This window comes from Vibrio sp. FF266 (assembly GCF_041439695.1).
Classification (GTDB): domain Bacteria; phylum Pseudomonadota; class Gammaproteobacteria; order Enterobacterales; family Vibrionaceae; genus Vibrio; species Vibrio tasmaniensis_A.
The window spans coordinates 15,938-29,666 of sequence record NZ_JBGOOO010000036.1 but is presented as its reverse complement, the minus strand read 5'-3'; the positions used below and the strand labels follow the sequence as shown (position 1 = coordinate 29,666).

Annotated in this window: 13 protein-coding genes and 1 riboswitch; of the genes, 8 read left to right on the top strand and 5 right to left on the bottom strand. The window is 44.5% G+C overall.

What is annotated here, in order from left to right; genetic code table 11:
- Positions 1-53 precede the first annotated feature (53 nt).
- The gene (locus ACED59_RS19855; RefSeq protein ID WP_009846275.1) at positions 54-800 is read right to left on the bottom strand and encodes a phosphatase PAP2 family protein; all 747 of its coding nucleotides are present in this window, start codon (positions 798-800) and stop codon (positions 54-56) included.
- A gap of 383 nt (positions 801-1,183) precedes the next feature.
- A riboswitch (FMN riboswitch) is annotated at positions 1,184-1,334 on the top strand.
- A 348-nt stretch (positions 1,335-1,682) separates the two neighbouring features.
- On the opposite strand from ACED59_RS19855, the gene ribB reads away from it, so the two are divergent.
- The 6 genes from ribB (at position 1,683) to ACED59_RS19825 (ending at position 8,841) form a co-directional block, all read left to right on the top strand.
- Positions 1,683-2,339, top strand: a complete 657-nt coding sequence (gene ribB / locus ACED59_RS19850; RefSeq protein WP_017097981.1) for a 3,4-dihydroxy-2-butanone-4-phosphate synthase — start codon at positions 1,683-1,685, stop codon at positions 2,337-2,339.
- Positions 2,340-2,693: 354 nt separating this feature from the next.
- Entirely contained in the window at positions 2,694-4,229 is a 1,536-nt protein-coding gene (locus tag ACED59_RS19845; protein WP_017097982.1) for an ABC transporter substrate-binding protein, read from the top strand.
- Positions 4,222-5,235, top strand: coding sequence for an ABC transporter permease (locus ACED59_RS19840; RefSeq protein WP_017097983.1), 1,014 nt, complete (start codon positions 4,222-4,224; stop codon positions 5,233-5,235). Before ACED59_RS19845 ends, ACED59_RS19840 begins: the two co-directional genes overlap by 8 nt.
- On the top strand, positions 5,232-6,110 hold the full coding sequence (locus tag ACED59_RS19835) for an ABC transporter permease (protein ID WP_017097984.1): 879 nt from the start codon (positions 5,232-5,234) through the stop codon (positions 6,108-6,110). Before ACED59_RS19840 ends, ACED59_RS19835 begins: the two co-directional genes overlap by 4 nt.
- A complete protein-coding gene (locus ACED59_RS19830; RefSeq protein ID WP_017097985.1) occupies positions 6,107-7,567 on the top strand; it encodes an ABC transporter ATP-binding protein in 1,461 nt (486 codons plus the stop codon). The genes ACED59_RS19835 and ACED59_RS19830 overlap by 4 nt, the downstream gene beginning before the upstream one ends.
- A gap of 410 nt (positions 7,568-7,977) precedes the next feature.
- A complete protein-coding gene (locus ACED59_RS19825; protein ID WP_017097986.1) occupies positions 7,978-8,841 on the top strand; it encodes a hypothetical protein in 864 nt (287 codons plus the stop codon).
- A 136-nt stretch (positions 8,842-8,977) separates the two neighbouring features.
- Here the strand turns inward: ACED59_RS19825 and ACED59_RS19820 are convergent, their stop codons facing one another.
- Positions 8,978-9,874, bottom strand: a complete 897-nt coding sequence (locus ACED59_RS19820; RefSeq protein WP_029223954.1) for a LysR family transcriptional regulator — start codon at positions 9,872-9,874, stop codon at positions 8,978-8,980.
- 154 nt (positions 9,875-10,028) lie between these two features.
- Between ACED59_RS19820 and ACED59_RS19815 the strand changes: the two genes are divergently transcribed.
- Positions 10,029-10,667 carry an NAD(P)-dependent oxidoreductase gene (locus tag ACED59_RS19815; protein WP_017097988.1) on the top strand — a complete coding sequence of 213 codons (639 nt, stop codon included), beginning with the start codon at positions 10,029-10,031 and terminating at the stop codon, positions 10,665-10,667.
- 77 nt (positions 10,668-10,744) lie between these two features.
- Here the strand turns inward: ACED59_RS19815 and ACED59_RS19810 are convergent, their stop codons facing one another.
- On the bottom strand, positions 10,745-11,398 hold the full coding sequence (locus ACED59_RS19810; protein WP_229648542.1) for a cupin domain-containing protein: 654 nt from the start codon (positions 11,396-11,398) through the stop codon (positions 10,745-10,747).
- A gap of 134 nt (positions 11,399-11,532) precedes the next feature.
- Positions 11,533-12,300, bottom strand: a complete 768-nt coding sequence (locus tag ACED59_RS19805) for an SDR family NAD(P)-dependent oxidoreductase (RefSeq protein WP_029222233.1) — start codon at positions 12,298-12,300, stop codon at positions 11,533-11,535.
- 105 nt (positions 12,301-12,405) lie between these two features.
- On the opposite strand from ACED59_RS19805, the gene ACED59_RS19800 reads away from it, so the two are divergent.
- Positions 12,406-12,744, top strand: a complete 339-nt coding sequence (locus tag ACED59_RS19800) for a helix-turn-helix domain-containing protein (protein ID WP_004733017.1) — start codon at positions 12,406-12,408, stop codon at positions 12,742-12,744.
- Between the two features lie 47 nt (positions 12,745-12,791).
- Here ACED59_RS19800 and ACED59_RS19795 read toward each other — a convergent pair whose 3' ends face one another.
- Entirely contained in the window at positions 12,792-13,697 is a 906-nt protein-coding gene (locus ACED59_RS19795; protein ID WP_009846264.1) for a LysR family transcriptional regulator, read from the bottom strand.
- Positions 13,698-13,729: the final 32 nt, after the last annotated feature.

Sequence of the window (13,729 nt, the reverse complement as noted above, 5' to 3'; positions counted from 1 at the left end):
TTATTCCTCTCTCTCAAAAGCCCCACTATTGCTCTTCTAGGCAAGTTTATTACTCATTTGCTACCTCTTAGAAACATCGGTAACAAAGGTTCTATTCTTTGCGTCGGAATCAGTGGCACCAATAGGTAGATCAAACCGGCAAAGGCGATAGACGCAGCTAAGTCTTCAGGGCGGTGCATACCAAGCCAAACACGACTATAAGCAACGCCACCAGCCCAAACTAGCAAACCGCCAACTAAGTAAAAACGTTTCGCTTCTAGGAACAAGCCGCCAAAGAACGCCAGACACACGCCAACGAAAATCATGTGCCCAGATGGGAAAGAATAGTCAGTCTCACCCAACCAGTGACGCGTTCGCCACTCACTCACCTTATCTTTCACAGATGCAATCGCTGCGTTCTTTTCTACCAATGGCAGTTCGTAAAACAGCTCTGGCATGTCAACGACTTCTTGCGTCACCAAATACTCAGAATAAGGACGCGGGCTTTCTGTAGAGTGCTTTAAGAAAGTTTTTGCTGCAAAGCTGAGAACCAACAACAAGCCGAGCTGCAGACAAAGGCTGACGAGCTTAGCTTTGGAAAATTTCATCGTGAGCAATACCAAAGACAAAACAGCTAGCGTTACCAAGAATCCTTGATTACCCGCCGAGTAAGTCACAAACGTTATGAAGGCGCCTTGGAAAGGCGAAACCGCAGCCCCAAGGTCAAAATTAGATCCAAAGATCAAAAACGGTACGAGAGAAGACAAACTTAAAACGAGCAGTAATAAGCCTTTGGATTTGTTAGAGAACGGAGATGTCATGACTAAGATCTTTTGGATAAAGTGGATGGATGCTAGCGCAGCTTAGCACTGCCAATATCAATTTTATGTCAAAACGGTCATTAAGCCGTCATGGTCTAACAATGTTCGATTGATGAACCTCTTGAGTATTGATTCAGTGAACGGCCAGGCCAGCACCAATAATGTTCGACATACACTGATGTTCATAGAGCAACAAAGACCACTCAAACCAGCTGAGACAAAGGCATTATCCCACTAAAGACTGCCGGACACGTTCTGCTGATAAAGTGAACACTTACCCGATTATAAGGCTGGAATCTGAAAAACTTTGCTGTCAGTCCTTTAAATCCACTATTGAAAGGATTACCATCTGGTCTGCTTTCAAAGCAAAACAGATTATTAATTTTTATTCTCAGGGCGGGGCGAAATTCCCCACCGGCGGTATGTTTTTAGCAAAATCTAAAGATAAGCCCGCGAGCGCTCGATCCGTCGAGGTCAGCAGATCTGGTGAGATGCCAGAGCCGACGGTCATAGTCCGGATGAGAGAGAATGAAAACACACTCGTTTAAGTTGGAAAGGTGTACCTATTTATTAGGTTCATGCCTCCAACTTAGACGGGTGCATTTCGTTTTGGATAAAACCATAATGAGCTAATACCAATCACAGTAAATAAATGATCAGAGATAGCGCAGGAAAAACGCTTGAGAACAAGGCAAAATTTTTCGATAAGTAGTTATTCTACAGTCAAAAATTTTAACGCCGTTATCAAGGGTTTTAACCAGCTAGAATGACCAGTTGTTTACTACGATTGGTACAAGTCGACTTGTAATGAGTCTGCTTTGTTGTGCTCGGTTGAGATCCCTCATACAGCCCTGATTCTGGTGATATTTTAGGAGTTTAACCATGAATCAGTCTTCACTACTTGCCGAATTTGGCGAACCAATCACTCGCGTTGAAAACGCACTGCAAGCTCTACGCGAAGGTCGTGGCGTACTTTTACTTGACGATGAAGATCGCGAGAACGAAGGCGACATCATCTACTCAGTAGAACACCTAACTAATGCGCAAATGGCGCTTATGATCCGAGAATGCAGCGGTATTGTGTGCTTATGCTTAACAGACGAGCAAGCGAACCAACTTGAACTTCCACCTATGGTTGTTGATAACAACAGCGCAAACCAAACTGCGTTTACCGTCACTATCGAAGCAAAAGTCGGCGTAACAACAGGTGTTTCTGCCGCTGACCGTGTAACAACGATCAAGACAGCAGCAAACCCAACGGCTAAGCCTAGTGACCTAGCTCGCCCTGGCCACGTATTCCCACTGCGTGCGCGTAAAGGTGGTGTACTAGCTCGCCGCGGTCACACAGAAGGTACTGTGGATCTAATGCAAATGGCAGGTCTTCAATCGGCAGGTGTACTGTGTGAAGTTACCAACCCAGACGGCACGATGGCAAAAGCGCCAGAGATCGTTGCTTTCGGTAAAATGCACAACATGCCTGTACTGACCATTGAAGATATGGTGATGTACCGCACTGAGTTCGACCTAAAACTGGCTTAATGTTTAATATTTAATGCTTAGTGCTTAGTGCTTAGTGCTTAGTGCTTAGTATCCCGATATTAACTCAAGCGCATTGACCTAAACAGATCTAGGCTCACCAATGGAGCCAAGCTTATTTTAAACAGGGCATAGTGACTGTCACTCAAACAGCTTTTACAGCTGACTGATACCGTCCAATAAACCCTGTTAGAATCAGAACCGCATACAAAAATTAGAGCCTCACTGATTTCAGTGGGGCTTTTTTCATACTCACGTCCGATAAAAAACCGAGCCAATTAGCAGCTATTATCATTAACAATACGCAACTGTTATGTTATAACATAGCAAATAATTACTCATAACTAGGACAAAAGCATGAAAAAGCTTGCCGCACTGGCGCTACTTTCCATCAGTGCACTACTCATATGGATATTTTTACCATCAAACGAAACACAACCAACACAGCTAAACATTTCTGGCCCCTTCGAATTTACCGACCAAGATTTATCTAAAAACGGCTATTTATTTACACGGTTACAAGTCGTTGAAGCGCTTACTGCTATCGATAAGTCAGGCAACATCACACCTTTATTAGCGAAAGAATGGACAACTAGCGCAAACAATCTACGCTGGGAATTCACATTGCGCCCAGACGTTGTTTTCCACGATGGTTCACCGCTTACCGCGCAAGCTGTTCAAACTTCTCTTTCTCACGCTTTAAATAAACCAGGCGTATTAAAGCGAGTACCCATCAAAGAAATATCAGCTTCAGACAACCTTCTAGTCATCGAGCTATCTCAACCTTATCGACCATTGCTGGCCGTGTTAGCGCATTACACAGCAGCGATTGCAGCACCAAGTTCGTTTGATCAACAAGGGAGCGTGGCACAGCTGAGTGGTACAGGTCCTTATAAAATCCAAGAATTACAAGCTCCTCATAAAGCGCATGTTGTCAAAAATGCGGACTACTGGGGCACAAAAGCCTCGATTGAACATGTTCACTACCTTGCAGGTCATCGCTCTGAAAGCCGTGCTTTGTTAGCACAAACCGGTCAAGCCGATCTGGTTTACACACTCGATCCAGCCAGTATCGACCTACTTGAGTCTGCAAAAAATGTTGAATTAGTGATGGAGTCAATCCCAAGAACGATCCTAATTAAGTTGAATAATGAACACCCACTTTTGAATCATTCAGATGTGCGTCAAGCTATCAGTTTAGCTTTGGACCGAACGGGTATTTCAAAACAAATCGTCCGCGTTCCAGGCTCTGAAGCCTATCAACTGTTTGCCCCTTCTCTTGGCGCATGGCACATCAATAACCTTGAGCAAACTCAGCGCAATATCGACCAAGCGAAAACATTACTCGCAGGGCAAGGTTGGCAGGAAAATGAGGAAGGTCTCCTTTCGCGAGAAGGCAAACCATTCGATATTACTTTAACTACCTACTCAGATAGACCAGAACTGCCTATCGTAGCTACCGCGATTCAAGCTCAGCTTAAAGAAGTCGGCATTCAAGTGAATGTTTCTATCGATAACTCAAGTGCAATTCCATCAAAGCACAAAGACGGCACCTTAGAAATGGCGCTCGTGGCGCGTAATTTTGGCACTACGGCGGATCCCCTAGCCTTACTAATGCGCGACTTTGCTAGCCATAAAGGCAGTGACTGGGGACCAATGAACTGGTCTTCTGATGAGTTCAGCAGCTTACTTCAACGTCTATCGGTTGAACCAAACCAAGAACAATATAATCTAATGACTCAAGAAGCTTCATCCATATTAGCGGAAGAAATGCCGCTGATTCCTGTGACTTTCTACACTCAATTAGTCGCGGTGAATGAACGTGTTAACCACTTCTCATTTGACCCATTTGAAATCAACTATCGTATCTCAGAGATGACGATTAATGATTAATATCTTAATCCGAAGAGTACTCCAAGCCGGCTTTGTGGCTTGGAGTATCGGAACACTCACTTTCATTTTAATGCGCTTGTTACCCGGCGACTTTGCTTTTCGAATTGCAGCGGGTCGTTATGGGTACGATTATGTGGATGCAGATGCGGCACAAGCGGTTTACCAAGAGCTAGGGCTTGATCGTTCGGGCTTGCAGCTATACCTCGAATGGCTATGGGATCTTCTTCATTTTGATTTGGGAACATCATTGATCAGCGGTGCACCTGTGATTAATGAAATCAGCCACCAGCTCGGTCACTCGCTTTTATTGGCCGTCGTCGCGACTGTCATTTCTCTTTTCATTGCCATCCCAATCGGTATTTATTGTGGAAAACGGACCGACTCTTTTGCAGACAACTTCTCACTATTAGGTTCTATCATCCTAAGAGCTCAGCCAGTCTTTCTTATTGGTTTGGCCTTGGTGATTATCTTTGCGTTACAGCTGAATTGGCTTCCTGTGGCAGGCTTTGGTCGAGTCGAGTTTATCGTTCTGCCCGCCCTCGCCTTAGCACTATCGCTGGCTGCAATGTCTAGTCGCCTTATAAGAAATGCCACTCATGATGCCATCACAGCACCGCACTTTTTATTCGCTCGTTTAAAAGGACTCAGTGAGGCGCAAGCTTTTCAGCATCACGCTCATAAACACATCGCTTTACCTGTTATTACTTTTGTTGGTGTTCAAGCAACCGGGTTAATTGAAGGGATCATTATGATCGAGTCATTATTCTCTTGGCCGGGTATTGGTCACGCGTTAGCGCATGCGATTTTCCGTAGAGATATACCAATGATTCAAGGTTCTGCTCTGCTGATGGGGCTTCTATTTGTGGTCATCAATACCTTAGTCGATCTTGTTAACTACCAATTGGATCCAAGGCAACGCGCGAATAAACCCTCTGCTTTATTTTCAAAATTTGCACCTAATAAACAACAAGCAGAACCCGAAAAAAAGAAGGTTAAGATCGTATGAATTTAACAAAGCCGCAATGGTTAGGTCTGATTATCTTAGCCGCCTTATTATGCCTAGTCATGCTAGAACGGACTGTCTATCAAGGTGATATTGCCAAGCAAAATTTAGACCTTGCATTCACAACGCCTTCTGTCGAAGAACCTTTAGGCAGAGACCATTTTGGACGCAGTAATTTGGCAAGATTAAGCCACGCCATCAGCACCTCACTTTCCATGGCATTAATAAGTATTACTACCGCTGCGTTGTTAGGGACGTCAATGGGAGTAATCGCTGGTTGGAAACAAGGATGGTGGGATAAAATCTTTTCATTCAACGTGAACATGATACTCGCCATGCCCGGCTTAATTCTTGTTTTACTTTTTGCGGCAATGGTTCCTGGATCATTCCTCATTCTATATATCGCCATATCGCTCATGCTGTGGGTGGATTTTTTCCGCGTGTCACGCAACCGAACGTTGTCACTCATTCAGTCACCTGCAGTAGAAGCCTCTCGGCTTTATGGGTTCAACCACTGGTATATATTCAAGCGTCACTTATGGCCAGATTGCCGAAATGATTTATTCACCCTGTTCTGTTTTGGTACGGGTAATTCAATACTGGCACTCGCGTCTTTAGGCTTTCTGCATGTTGGGCTCAAGCCGCCAGAAGCTGAACTCGGCTTAATGATGGTTGAACTATTCCGTTACTACCACCAAGCCCCTTGGGTTTTGATTCAACCGGTACTGACCGTTTTTCTTCTGGTATTAAGCTTTCATTTATTAGCTCAAGGAAAACGTCACACGCAATCCTCAAAAAACCATACGCATAATGAACCGGGAGCTAAACAAGAAAAACCCCAACTAGGCAAACAAGCGGATAACGGAGTAGCAGCATGAACGCAATGTTAAAAATTGAAAACCTGTCGATTCAAACTGATACTCAAACCTTAGTCCAGAGCTTAAGTTTAGATTTATATCCGCAGCGTCCGCTCACCATTTTGGGAGAAACAGGCGCGGGGAAAAGCCTAATCGCGGCAGCTATCGCCGGCACATTACCTGATGCCTTAAAACCAGAGGGCGACATTACTTTGTTTGATGAGCTTAACCCTTTAAACCGAGAACGATTTTGGGGAAAAGAAATCGCATTATTACCTCAAGAACCTTGGTTAGCACTCAACCCGCTTCGGACTATAGGATCGCAGATAAGCGAAGTTCATAAGCTGGTTTTAAACGAAGATCGCTCCCAGAGTGACACACTCACCCATCATGCACTTCAACAAATGGATCTGGGCAAAGATGGAGATAAACACCCATTTGAACTCTCGGGCGGAATGGCGCAACGTGCTGCGTACTTATGTGCGACACAAGCTGGAGGCAAACTGTTAATTGCCGATGAACCCACAAAAGGCTTAGACGAAAGCCGACGTGATCACGTTGGGCAACTTCTCCTTTCTCACTGCCAACAACTTGAAAATGGCAAACCCGGTGGCCTGCTCACCATCACTCACGACATTAAACTGGCTAAAATGTTAGGTGGTGACATCATTGTAATGAAAGAAGGGGCAATTGTTGAAAGGGGAGACGCTAAAGCCATTTTAGATCAGCCGCAAGCGGCCTACACAAAAGCGCTAATACAAGCGCAACCTGAGTATTGGTATCTTGATCAGCCAACTTCCTCGCAACCTTCAAATGAATCAAATAGTCACGCTACTCCCTCAGAGGTTGGTATACAAAGCGGGCAGAAGCCATTGCTTGAAGTTGAAAGTTTAGCGATTTACCGCGATCAAAGAACACTCTTTTCAGATCTCACGTTCTCATTATCACAAGGTGAAATACTGGGAGTTTATGGTGACAGCGGATGCGGGAAATCTTCTCTCGCCGATACTTTACTAAGGTTGCATCACGACTTTTCCGGCAATATCGACTGGCTTCAAAAAATCGAAAAAGGACAACGCCTCAAGCTTTACCAAGATCCACCCAGTGCGCACTCCCCTCACACAACACTAAAAACGTTGCTTGATGACTTGTGTGCGCTTCACAAGCTAAATCGCTCCAAGATACCCGTACTTCTAGATAGATTGAGCCTTAACTCTGCTTTGCTTGAACGTCCATCAAGCCAAGTATCCGGAGGAGAATTGCAGAGGTTTGCGATTTTACGAGCGCTACTGATGAGCCCAAAACTGTTAATTGCAGATGAACCCTCATCACGATTAGACCCCATCACAGCAGCCCAAACGCTAAAGCTGATTGTTGAAGTATCGAAAGAAGCTAACTGCGGCCTAATTTTGATCAGCCATGATCAACTGGCTTTGAGTAAGCTATGCAATAAAGTGATCGACTTATCGCGCTATTGATTTATCTAGCTATTGATTTCTGGATCGATAGACTTATTGAGCTATTGGGCTATCGACCTAAACGAGCTTCGCGGTTATCTGTCTTCTCAGTGGTACATTCGCCGTAAATCTTTAGTCATACCTTCACTATCTACTCACTGAATGTACATCTCTGTGTAACCCAATCTGACTAACCTTGCATAAGAGGTTAGCCAGATTGTAGCTATTTATGCTTCAGCCATAGCAAAGTCTAGAAACTATAAAAACCTCTAACCTCTTCTATCGCACTCACTCGAATGGTGAGGTGATGCACCAGTATTGGTCATCCACAAGCGGGCTTAAAATATAAGTCGTTGAAATATAATGTTTATCAATTTTGGCACAAATCGTGAACTACCACTAAGTAGGTATTCAGATATTAGGAGTTGAATATGTTGGTCGTTATTTCAGTGGGTTTATCCCTATTAGTACTTGCAGCGCTGTTTCATTTCTCAAAGAAGAGACAAACAGCGCTATCACACCGGTTTGAAACCTTAGTTCTACTCAGACAGTTATTGTTGCTATCACGCAAACATCGCGCGGCAACGCATTATGCTCTGGCGTATCAATTGACGAGCGACTCAATTCGAAAAGTGAATCAGATTTACGACAACATACTTGAGGTATCTGAACTGCTTCAATCTCATGTGTCGTTTGACAGCCGTCCGATGTATCGCATTTATCACCTCAAACTCATCGCTATGCACAATGACTGGCAAAACCGTAGCTTAGTACGTAATCAATCGATTCATGGAAAAACGATTCGTCACAGCATGTTCTTGATGGATGAAGTGATGATCATCTGGCTGATTCAATCAGAACGAGAAGACATGAGCCGTGAGTACCACATGAACTGGCAACAGATCTTAGATTGTATGGAGATCCTTACCAAGTTGAGAATGGCCATCCCTGGGATAGAAAAGTCGAATACGGAAATACCTGAGGAGTATGCGAGATTCAAATTCTATGCATCTCAGACTCACCGTAAACTCAACCAATTATCAATTATCTGCCCTATTAGCAGTGGATCACCAGTTTGCACTCGAGCGATGCATGCACTCGCAGAAATCGCATCGAGCAACGAATTAACCCAACCGACAGATAGCTTATACGAATTAACCAGTGATATTTCTAGCGTCGTATCGCAAGTTTACGACCAAGTATTATCCGACATTACTAGAAACTTGTATCAGCCTTTACCTGACATCAACGATAAGGCGATAAACACCCGATTATCGGTACACAGATACGTGTAAAGACTTCGTGAGAGGAGAGCGTGTGGAACTCTGAATGATTGAGTTCAAATCCGATATCACCTTTGATATCGGATTTTTGTATTTATGTGTTTATGCCTTGTGTACTTGTGTACTTGTGTACTTAAGATATATAACCTCAAACATCCCCAGACTTGATATCGCTAGCCCAAGTTTCTGCTGCAAAATCAATAAACTGACGAACTATAGGAAGCTGGTAACTGCGAGATAAATACACCGCCCAAAGCACACTACTCGGTGAAACAAAATCATCCAAAATTCGTTTCAACTTCCCTCTTGCAATCAACGGATTGGCTAAATCACAAGGTAAGCGAACAATCCCTTTTCCATGCTGTGCGGCGCGAGTTAATACTCCAACATCATTGGCCTTTATTGTGCCAGAAACCTCAACCGAATAATGCTGGTTATCCTTAACGAAATCCCACTTAGAAACACTCAAATGGCGAAAGCAATTATGCTGTCGAAGTGCTTCGACCGTTTCAGGTTCTCCGTGTTTGTCTAGGTAGTCTTGTGAGGCACACACAACCGAATCAATTTCCATTAGCTTTCGAGCAATCAAGCTATCGTCAGGTTGATCGGTATAGCGCAGCGCAATATCGATTCTGTCGTCCACCAGCTGAGCAAAATGGTCAGAAGCAAAAAGCTCTACTGTGATACTGGGATGAAGCTCTGTGAACTGTTCAACCACATCCAACAACATGTGCTGAGTCAAGCCAATTGGGGCTGCTATTCGAATGGTTCCGGAAAGAGCATCGGTTTGATTAAGTGCAGTGACTTCTAGCTCCGCCGTTTCATGGAGTATTTTTTCGCAACGTTGTAACGCAATCTCCCCTGCTGTCGTCAAACTTACCTTACGAGTCGTTCTGTGTAATAGCCTCTGCTTTAACCACCCTTCGATCTCTTGAACATGCCTTGAAACCTGTAAACGGCTCATGTCCAAATGCTCTGCTGCTTGAGTAAAACTGGCGCAATTTGCAACTTCAACAAAGCTACGCATCGCCGTCAACCTGTCCATCACACTCTCCCTTACCGACTTAACCAAGCCTATTAGATAACTGTATAGATACAATCTACATCATTTTACGATATTTATCGCAACCTAGTGAGCTATTAGACTGCAATGGCTGTCGAGAAACAGACTCAATAAATTAGATAATTGGAGAGACATTATGAAAATTGCAGTATTAGGCGCATCAGGTTGGATTGGTAGTCACATCGCTCAAGAAGCTCAATCTCGCGGACACGAAGTTGTTGCTGTTGTAAGAGATGCAAGCCGCGTAAAAATCAGCGATGTTGAAGTTCGTTCATTTGATTTACAAGATGAAGCGGCAAGTCTAGCGACCGCTTTCTCAGGCGTTGATGCGGTAATTGCTTCGATTGGTGGACGCGCTCTAGGCAATCACGACATCGTAAAAAACACAGCAGCTAAGTTACTTGATACATTGCCAAGCATTGGCATCGAACGTCTACTTTGGGTAGGAGGTGCAGGCTCATTAGAAGTGGCGCCAAACGTACCGTTAGTTACCGTTCCTGACTTCCCTGCGGACTACAAAAACGAAGCGCTAGCACAAGGAGAAGCCCTTGAAATGTTCAAACAATCTAATGAAAAGGTTAACTGGACATTCGTTAGCCCTGCTGCGGAAATCTTCCCGGGCGATAAGCTATCAGCCTACCGCACAGGTGGTGATCAACTGCTCACTGACGAAGATGGCAACAGCAAAATATCCGTCAGCGACTACGCTATCGCGATGATTGATGAACTAGAAGCTGGCAAGTTCCCACGCCAACGTATTGGTGTCGCTTACTAGTCAGCTCATATATAAAAACTAAAAAAGCCGCTTGTTCAAAACAATGCGGCTTTCTCATCTTTATATTGAGCATTCCTTTAATCCAATGGCAGGTGACCCGTTTTCACTAGGATAACCGTCTCTTCTTCCACATAAGGGAAATGCTCGCTCATATGAGGGCTACGCATCCATGTGTGTTTTGGATACTCGCCATGTTCATCTTTAAAAGTGCCTGACAACACAAAGATCTCTTCACCACCAAAGTGACGGTGCGGCTGAAAACGTTCGCCAACAGGCCACTTCACTAAAGCGACATGCTCGTGCTCGAATTCATGCAGTGGCATCACTTGTAAGCCACCGATGCCCGGAAGCCATTCCGTTTCTAGAGTATTGATACGAACTTGAGTTAAGTCTCTCGCATCAAACTGGTTGAGCTTCACCAAGATCGTGCAGCCATCTTTGCTTGATGGAGAATGCGCACTGCCCGGGGGATTACGGATATAAGTGCCTGCAGGGAAGTCTCCAGTTTCATCAGAGAAAACACCCTCTAACACGAATATCTCTTCGCCTTGCGGATGAGGGTGCTCAGAAAACGAAGATTTAGGATCATACTTCACCACGCTAGTCGTGTGACCCGATTCCTTCTCTTCTCTTTCTAGCGGCTTGCGCCATACCCCTTTAGCAGGGCTTGCAATCCAATCTAATGTCTCGGTTTCAATAACCAGTCTCTTTGAAAAGTCCATGTTGAACATAATGGCGACCTTACTCTTGTTATCGTTTTAATTATTCTTATTATCTTTCTAGCTTTTATTCTACGCGAATACTCATCCAGGAGGCCATCTCGCTGCATTTTTCCTGCGCGACAGCCACCTTAACAGAAGCCTAATTAATTGCGGCCAGCTATCACACCGCCATCAACATCCCAGATTGCACCCGTTACCCAATCTGCACTGTCTGACAGTAAGAAAGAGATGCTATTGGCGATGTCTTTCGGCAAACCGACTCGGCCAATCGGATGGAATGCGTTGAAACCTTCTAGCGCTTGATCCACTTCTTCAGGTTTAATGAAAGATTCGTAAATCGGTGTTTTAACCACAGCCGGAGAAACCGCATTCACACGAATATTATGTTCAGCCAGTTCCATTGCCATGTGCTGTGTTAATGCGTGCAGGCCAGCTTTAGCCATTGAATAGGCAGAAGATGGCGTCGCTTTGATTGCCTGCTTACCCCACATAGAGCCAACGTTAACCACACTGCCACCGCCGTTCTTGATCATCAATTTGCTTATCGCTTGAGTGATGAAGAAGGTTGCTTTATTGAGCTGCATGTATTGCTCGTAATCAGATTCTTGATGCTCGATAAACGCTTTAGGGTTGAAGTAGCCAGCCGCATTAACAAGGTAACCAATACCCTCTTCAAGCGACTCTAGATGCGCAATGAGATTAGCTACACTCGCATCATCATAAAGGTTAGCTTGCCAACCTGAAGCGTGACCTAACGATTGCAATTCTGACACCGCTTTATCTAACTTAGTTGGGTTATTGCCGACAACCAACACATGGATGTTTTGAGCGACTAACTGCTTCGCTGTTTCAAAGCCCATACCACTTGTGCCACCGATTACTACTGCAATACCATTTTTAGTGAAGTTCATTTTGTTATCTCCTAAGTCATGTGAACGTGGTAATCTTAGGCTTTGAACTAACACTATGAATAGTAAGTACAAATCGGTTAGGTAGGTACTTATTGGTACATCTTTATGAAAAATCAGGAAAACTTTTTTTCAAGAAAATCAGCACCAGAGCGTTCCGCTCGCATGGTAGAAACCATCTACGGCTGTAAATGGTCGCTAACGGTTTACCAATTACTGGCAAATGGCATTAATCGCCCCGGTGAAATGGTGCGCTCAGTAGAAGGGCTATCTACAAAGGTATTGAATGAATGTTTGAAGCGAAATGTAGAATTCGGAATTTTAGATAAGCAAATGTTCAACGAACTGCCACCAAGAGTGGAGTACCAAGTGACACCGTTCGGTGAGAAGTTCTTGTTGATTCTAGACCAGCTGGAAAACCTTCAAAACGAAATCGACGAGATGTAAGCCCAAGCAAATCCGCTCAATACCAAATAATGGATAACACGCACTATTTAGCTCACTGGCATTTGCTCAAAGCGACCTTTGACAAAATCAATAAAGGTTCGGATTCGGCTTGGTTGATAGCGGTCTCGATGGTAGATCGCTGAAAAGTCGACCTTAGGCACTACCCATTCTTCAAACACTTGCAGTAATTGCCCGTCGTTGAGTTCTTGTAAGCAATAGATCGTTGGTACACGAATAATTCCGTTGCCCGACTTCGCGCCCTGCACCAACACTCGCCCATTTTTACATTGCAGTCTGCCCGTCACATGCACATCGACCGTTTTCTTGGTGTCGTCCAGTGCTTGAAAACTCCACTTACGCACCGATCCCGTTAAGCAGTCATGGTGGATCAGATCCTTAGGATGGCTTGGCTTTCCTTTACGAGCAAAATAATCAGGGCTCGCGAGTGTTCCCATCTCAATGTCTAAAAGCTTTCTTGCGATAAAGCCCGCGTCTTCTAAGCTTCCCATGCGAAAAGCGATATCAAACGCGTCTTCAATCAAGTCGACTCGGTTACTACTGAAATCAAGGCTAATGCTGATGTCTGGGTAGAGTTGCATGAACTCATTGACCAAATCCGCGATGATCACTTCACCAAGATAACCACCGACACAGTTTACTTTTATGTCGCCACGTACTTCTTCGACATCGTCCACAGCAGCAATCAGAGCTTGGTCTATGTTATCGAGGGCTTGCTCACATCTCGCGTACAGATCTTGCCCTGCGTGCGTCAGCCTCAAGGTTCGAGTGGTGCGGATAAACAGTGTTACACCCATCTGCTTTTCTAGGCTACTCACTTGGCGTGATACGTGGGAACGAGACACATCCAACTCCTCTGCCGCTTTGGTGAAATTACCTAAACGAGCGATAAGCACGAAGGAGCGAATATCAGACAGGTTAATTTGATTGAGCATAGTCACCAGCTTACTAATGAAGTTATGAGATA

Bases quoted from the DNA above. Each gene is read 5' to 3' on its own strand.
- ACED59_RS19845 (WP_017097982.1), top strand. From the start codon at position 2,694: ATGAAAAAGCTTGCCGCACTGGCGCTACTTTCCATCAGTGCACTACTC.
- ACED59_RS19820 (WP_029223954.1), bottom strand. From the start codon at position 9,874: ATGGACAGGTTGACGGCGATGCGTAGCTTTGTTGAAGTTGCAAATTGC.
- ribB (WP_017097981.1), top strand. From the start codon at position 1,683: ATGAATCAGTCTTCACTACTTGCCGAATTTGGCGAACCAATCACTCGC.
- ACED59_RS19795 (WP_009846264.1), bottom strand. From the start codon at position 13,697: ATGCTCAATCAAATTAACCTGTCTGATATTCGCTCCTTCGTGCTTATC.
- ACED59_RS19825 (WP_017097986.1), top strand. From the start codon at position 7,978: ATGTTGGTCGTTATTTCAGTGGGTTTATCCCTATTAGTACTTGCAGCG.
- ACED59_RS19830 (WP_017097985.1), top strand. From the start codon at position 6,107: ATGAACGCAATGTTAAAAATTGAAAACCTGTCGATTCAAACTGATACT.
- ACED59_RS19840 (WP_017097983.1), top strand. From the start codon at position 4,222: ATGATTAATATCTTAATCCGAAGAGTACTCCAAGCCGGCTTTGTGGCT.
- ACED59_RS19810 (WP_229648542.1), bottom strand. From the start codon at position 11,398: ATGTTCAACATGGACTTTTCAAAGAGACTGGTTATTGAAACCGAGACA.
- ACED59_RS19800 (WP_004733017.1), top strand. From the start codon at position 12,406: ATGAAAAATCAGGAAAACTTTTTTTCAAGAAAATCAGCACCAGAGCGT.
- ACED59_RS19855 (WP_009846275.1), bottom strand. From the start codon at position 800: ATGACATCTCCGTTCTCTAACAAATCCAAAGGCTTATTACTGCTCGTT.
- ACED59_RS19835 (WP_017097984.1), top strand. From the start codon at position 5,232: ATGAATTTAACAAAGCCGCAATGGTTAGGTCTGATTATCTTAGCCGCC.
- ACED59_RS19815 (WP_017097988.1), top strand. From the start codon at position 10,029: ATGAAAATTGCAGTATTAGGCGCATCAGGTTGGATTGGTAGTCACATC.
- ACED59_RS19805 (WP_029222233.1), bottom strand. From the start codon at position 12,300: ATGAACTTCACTAAAAATGGTATTGCAGTAGTAATCGGTGGCACAAGT.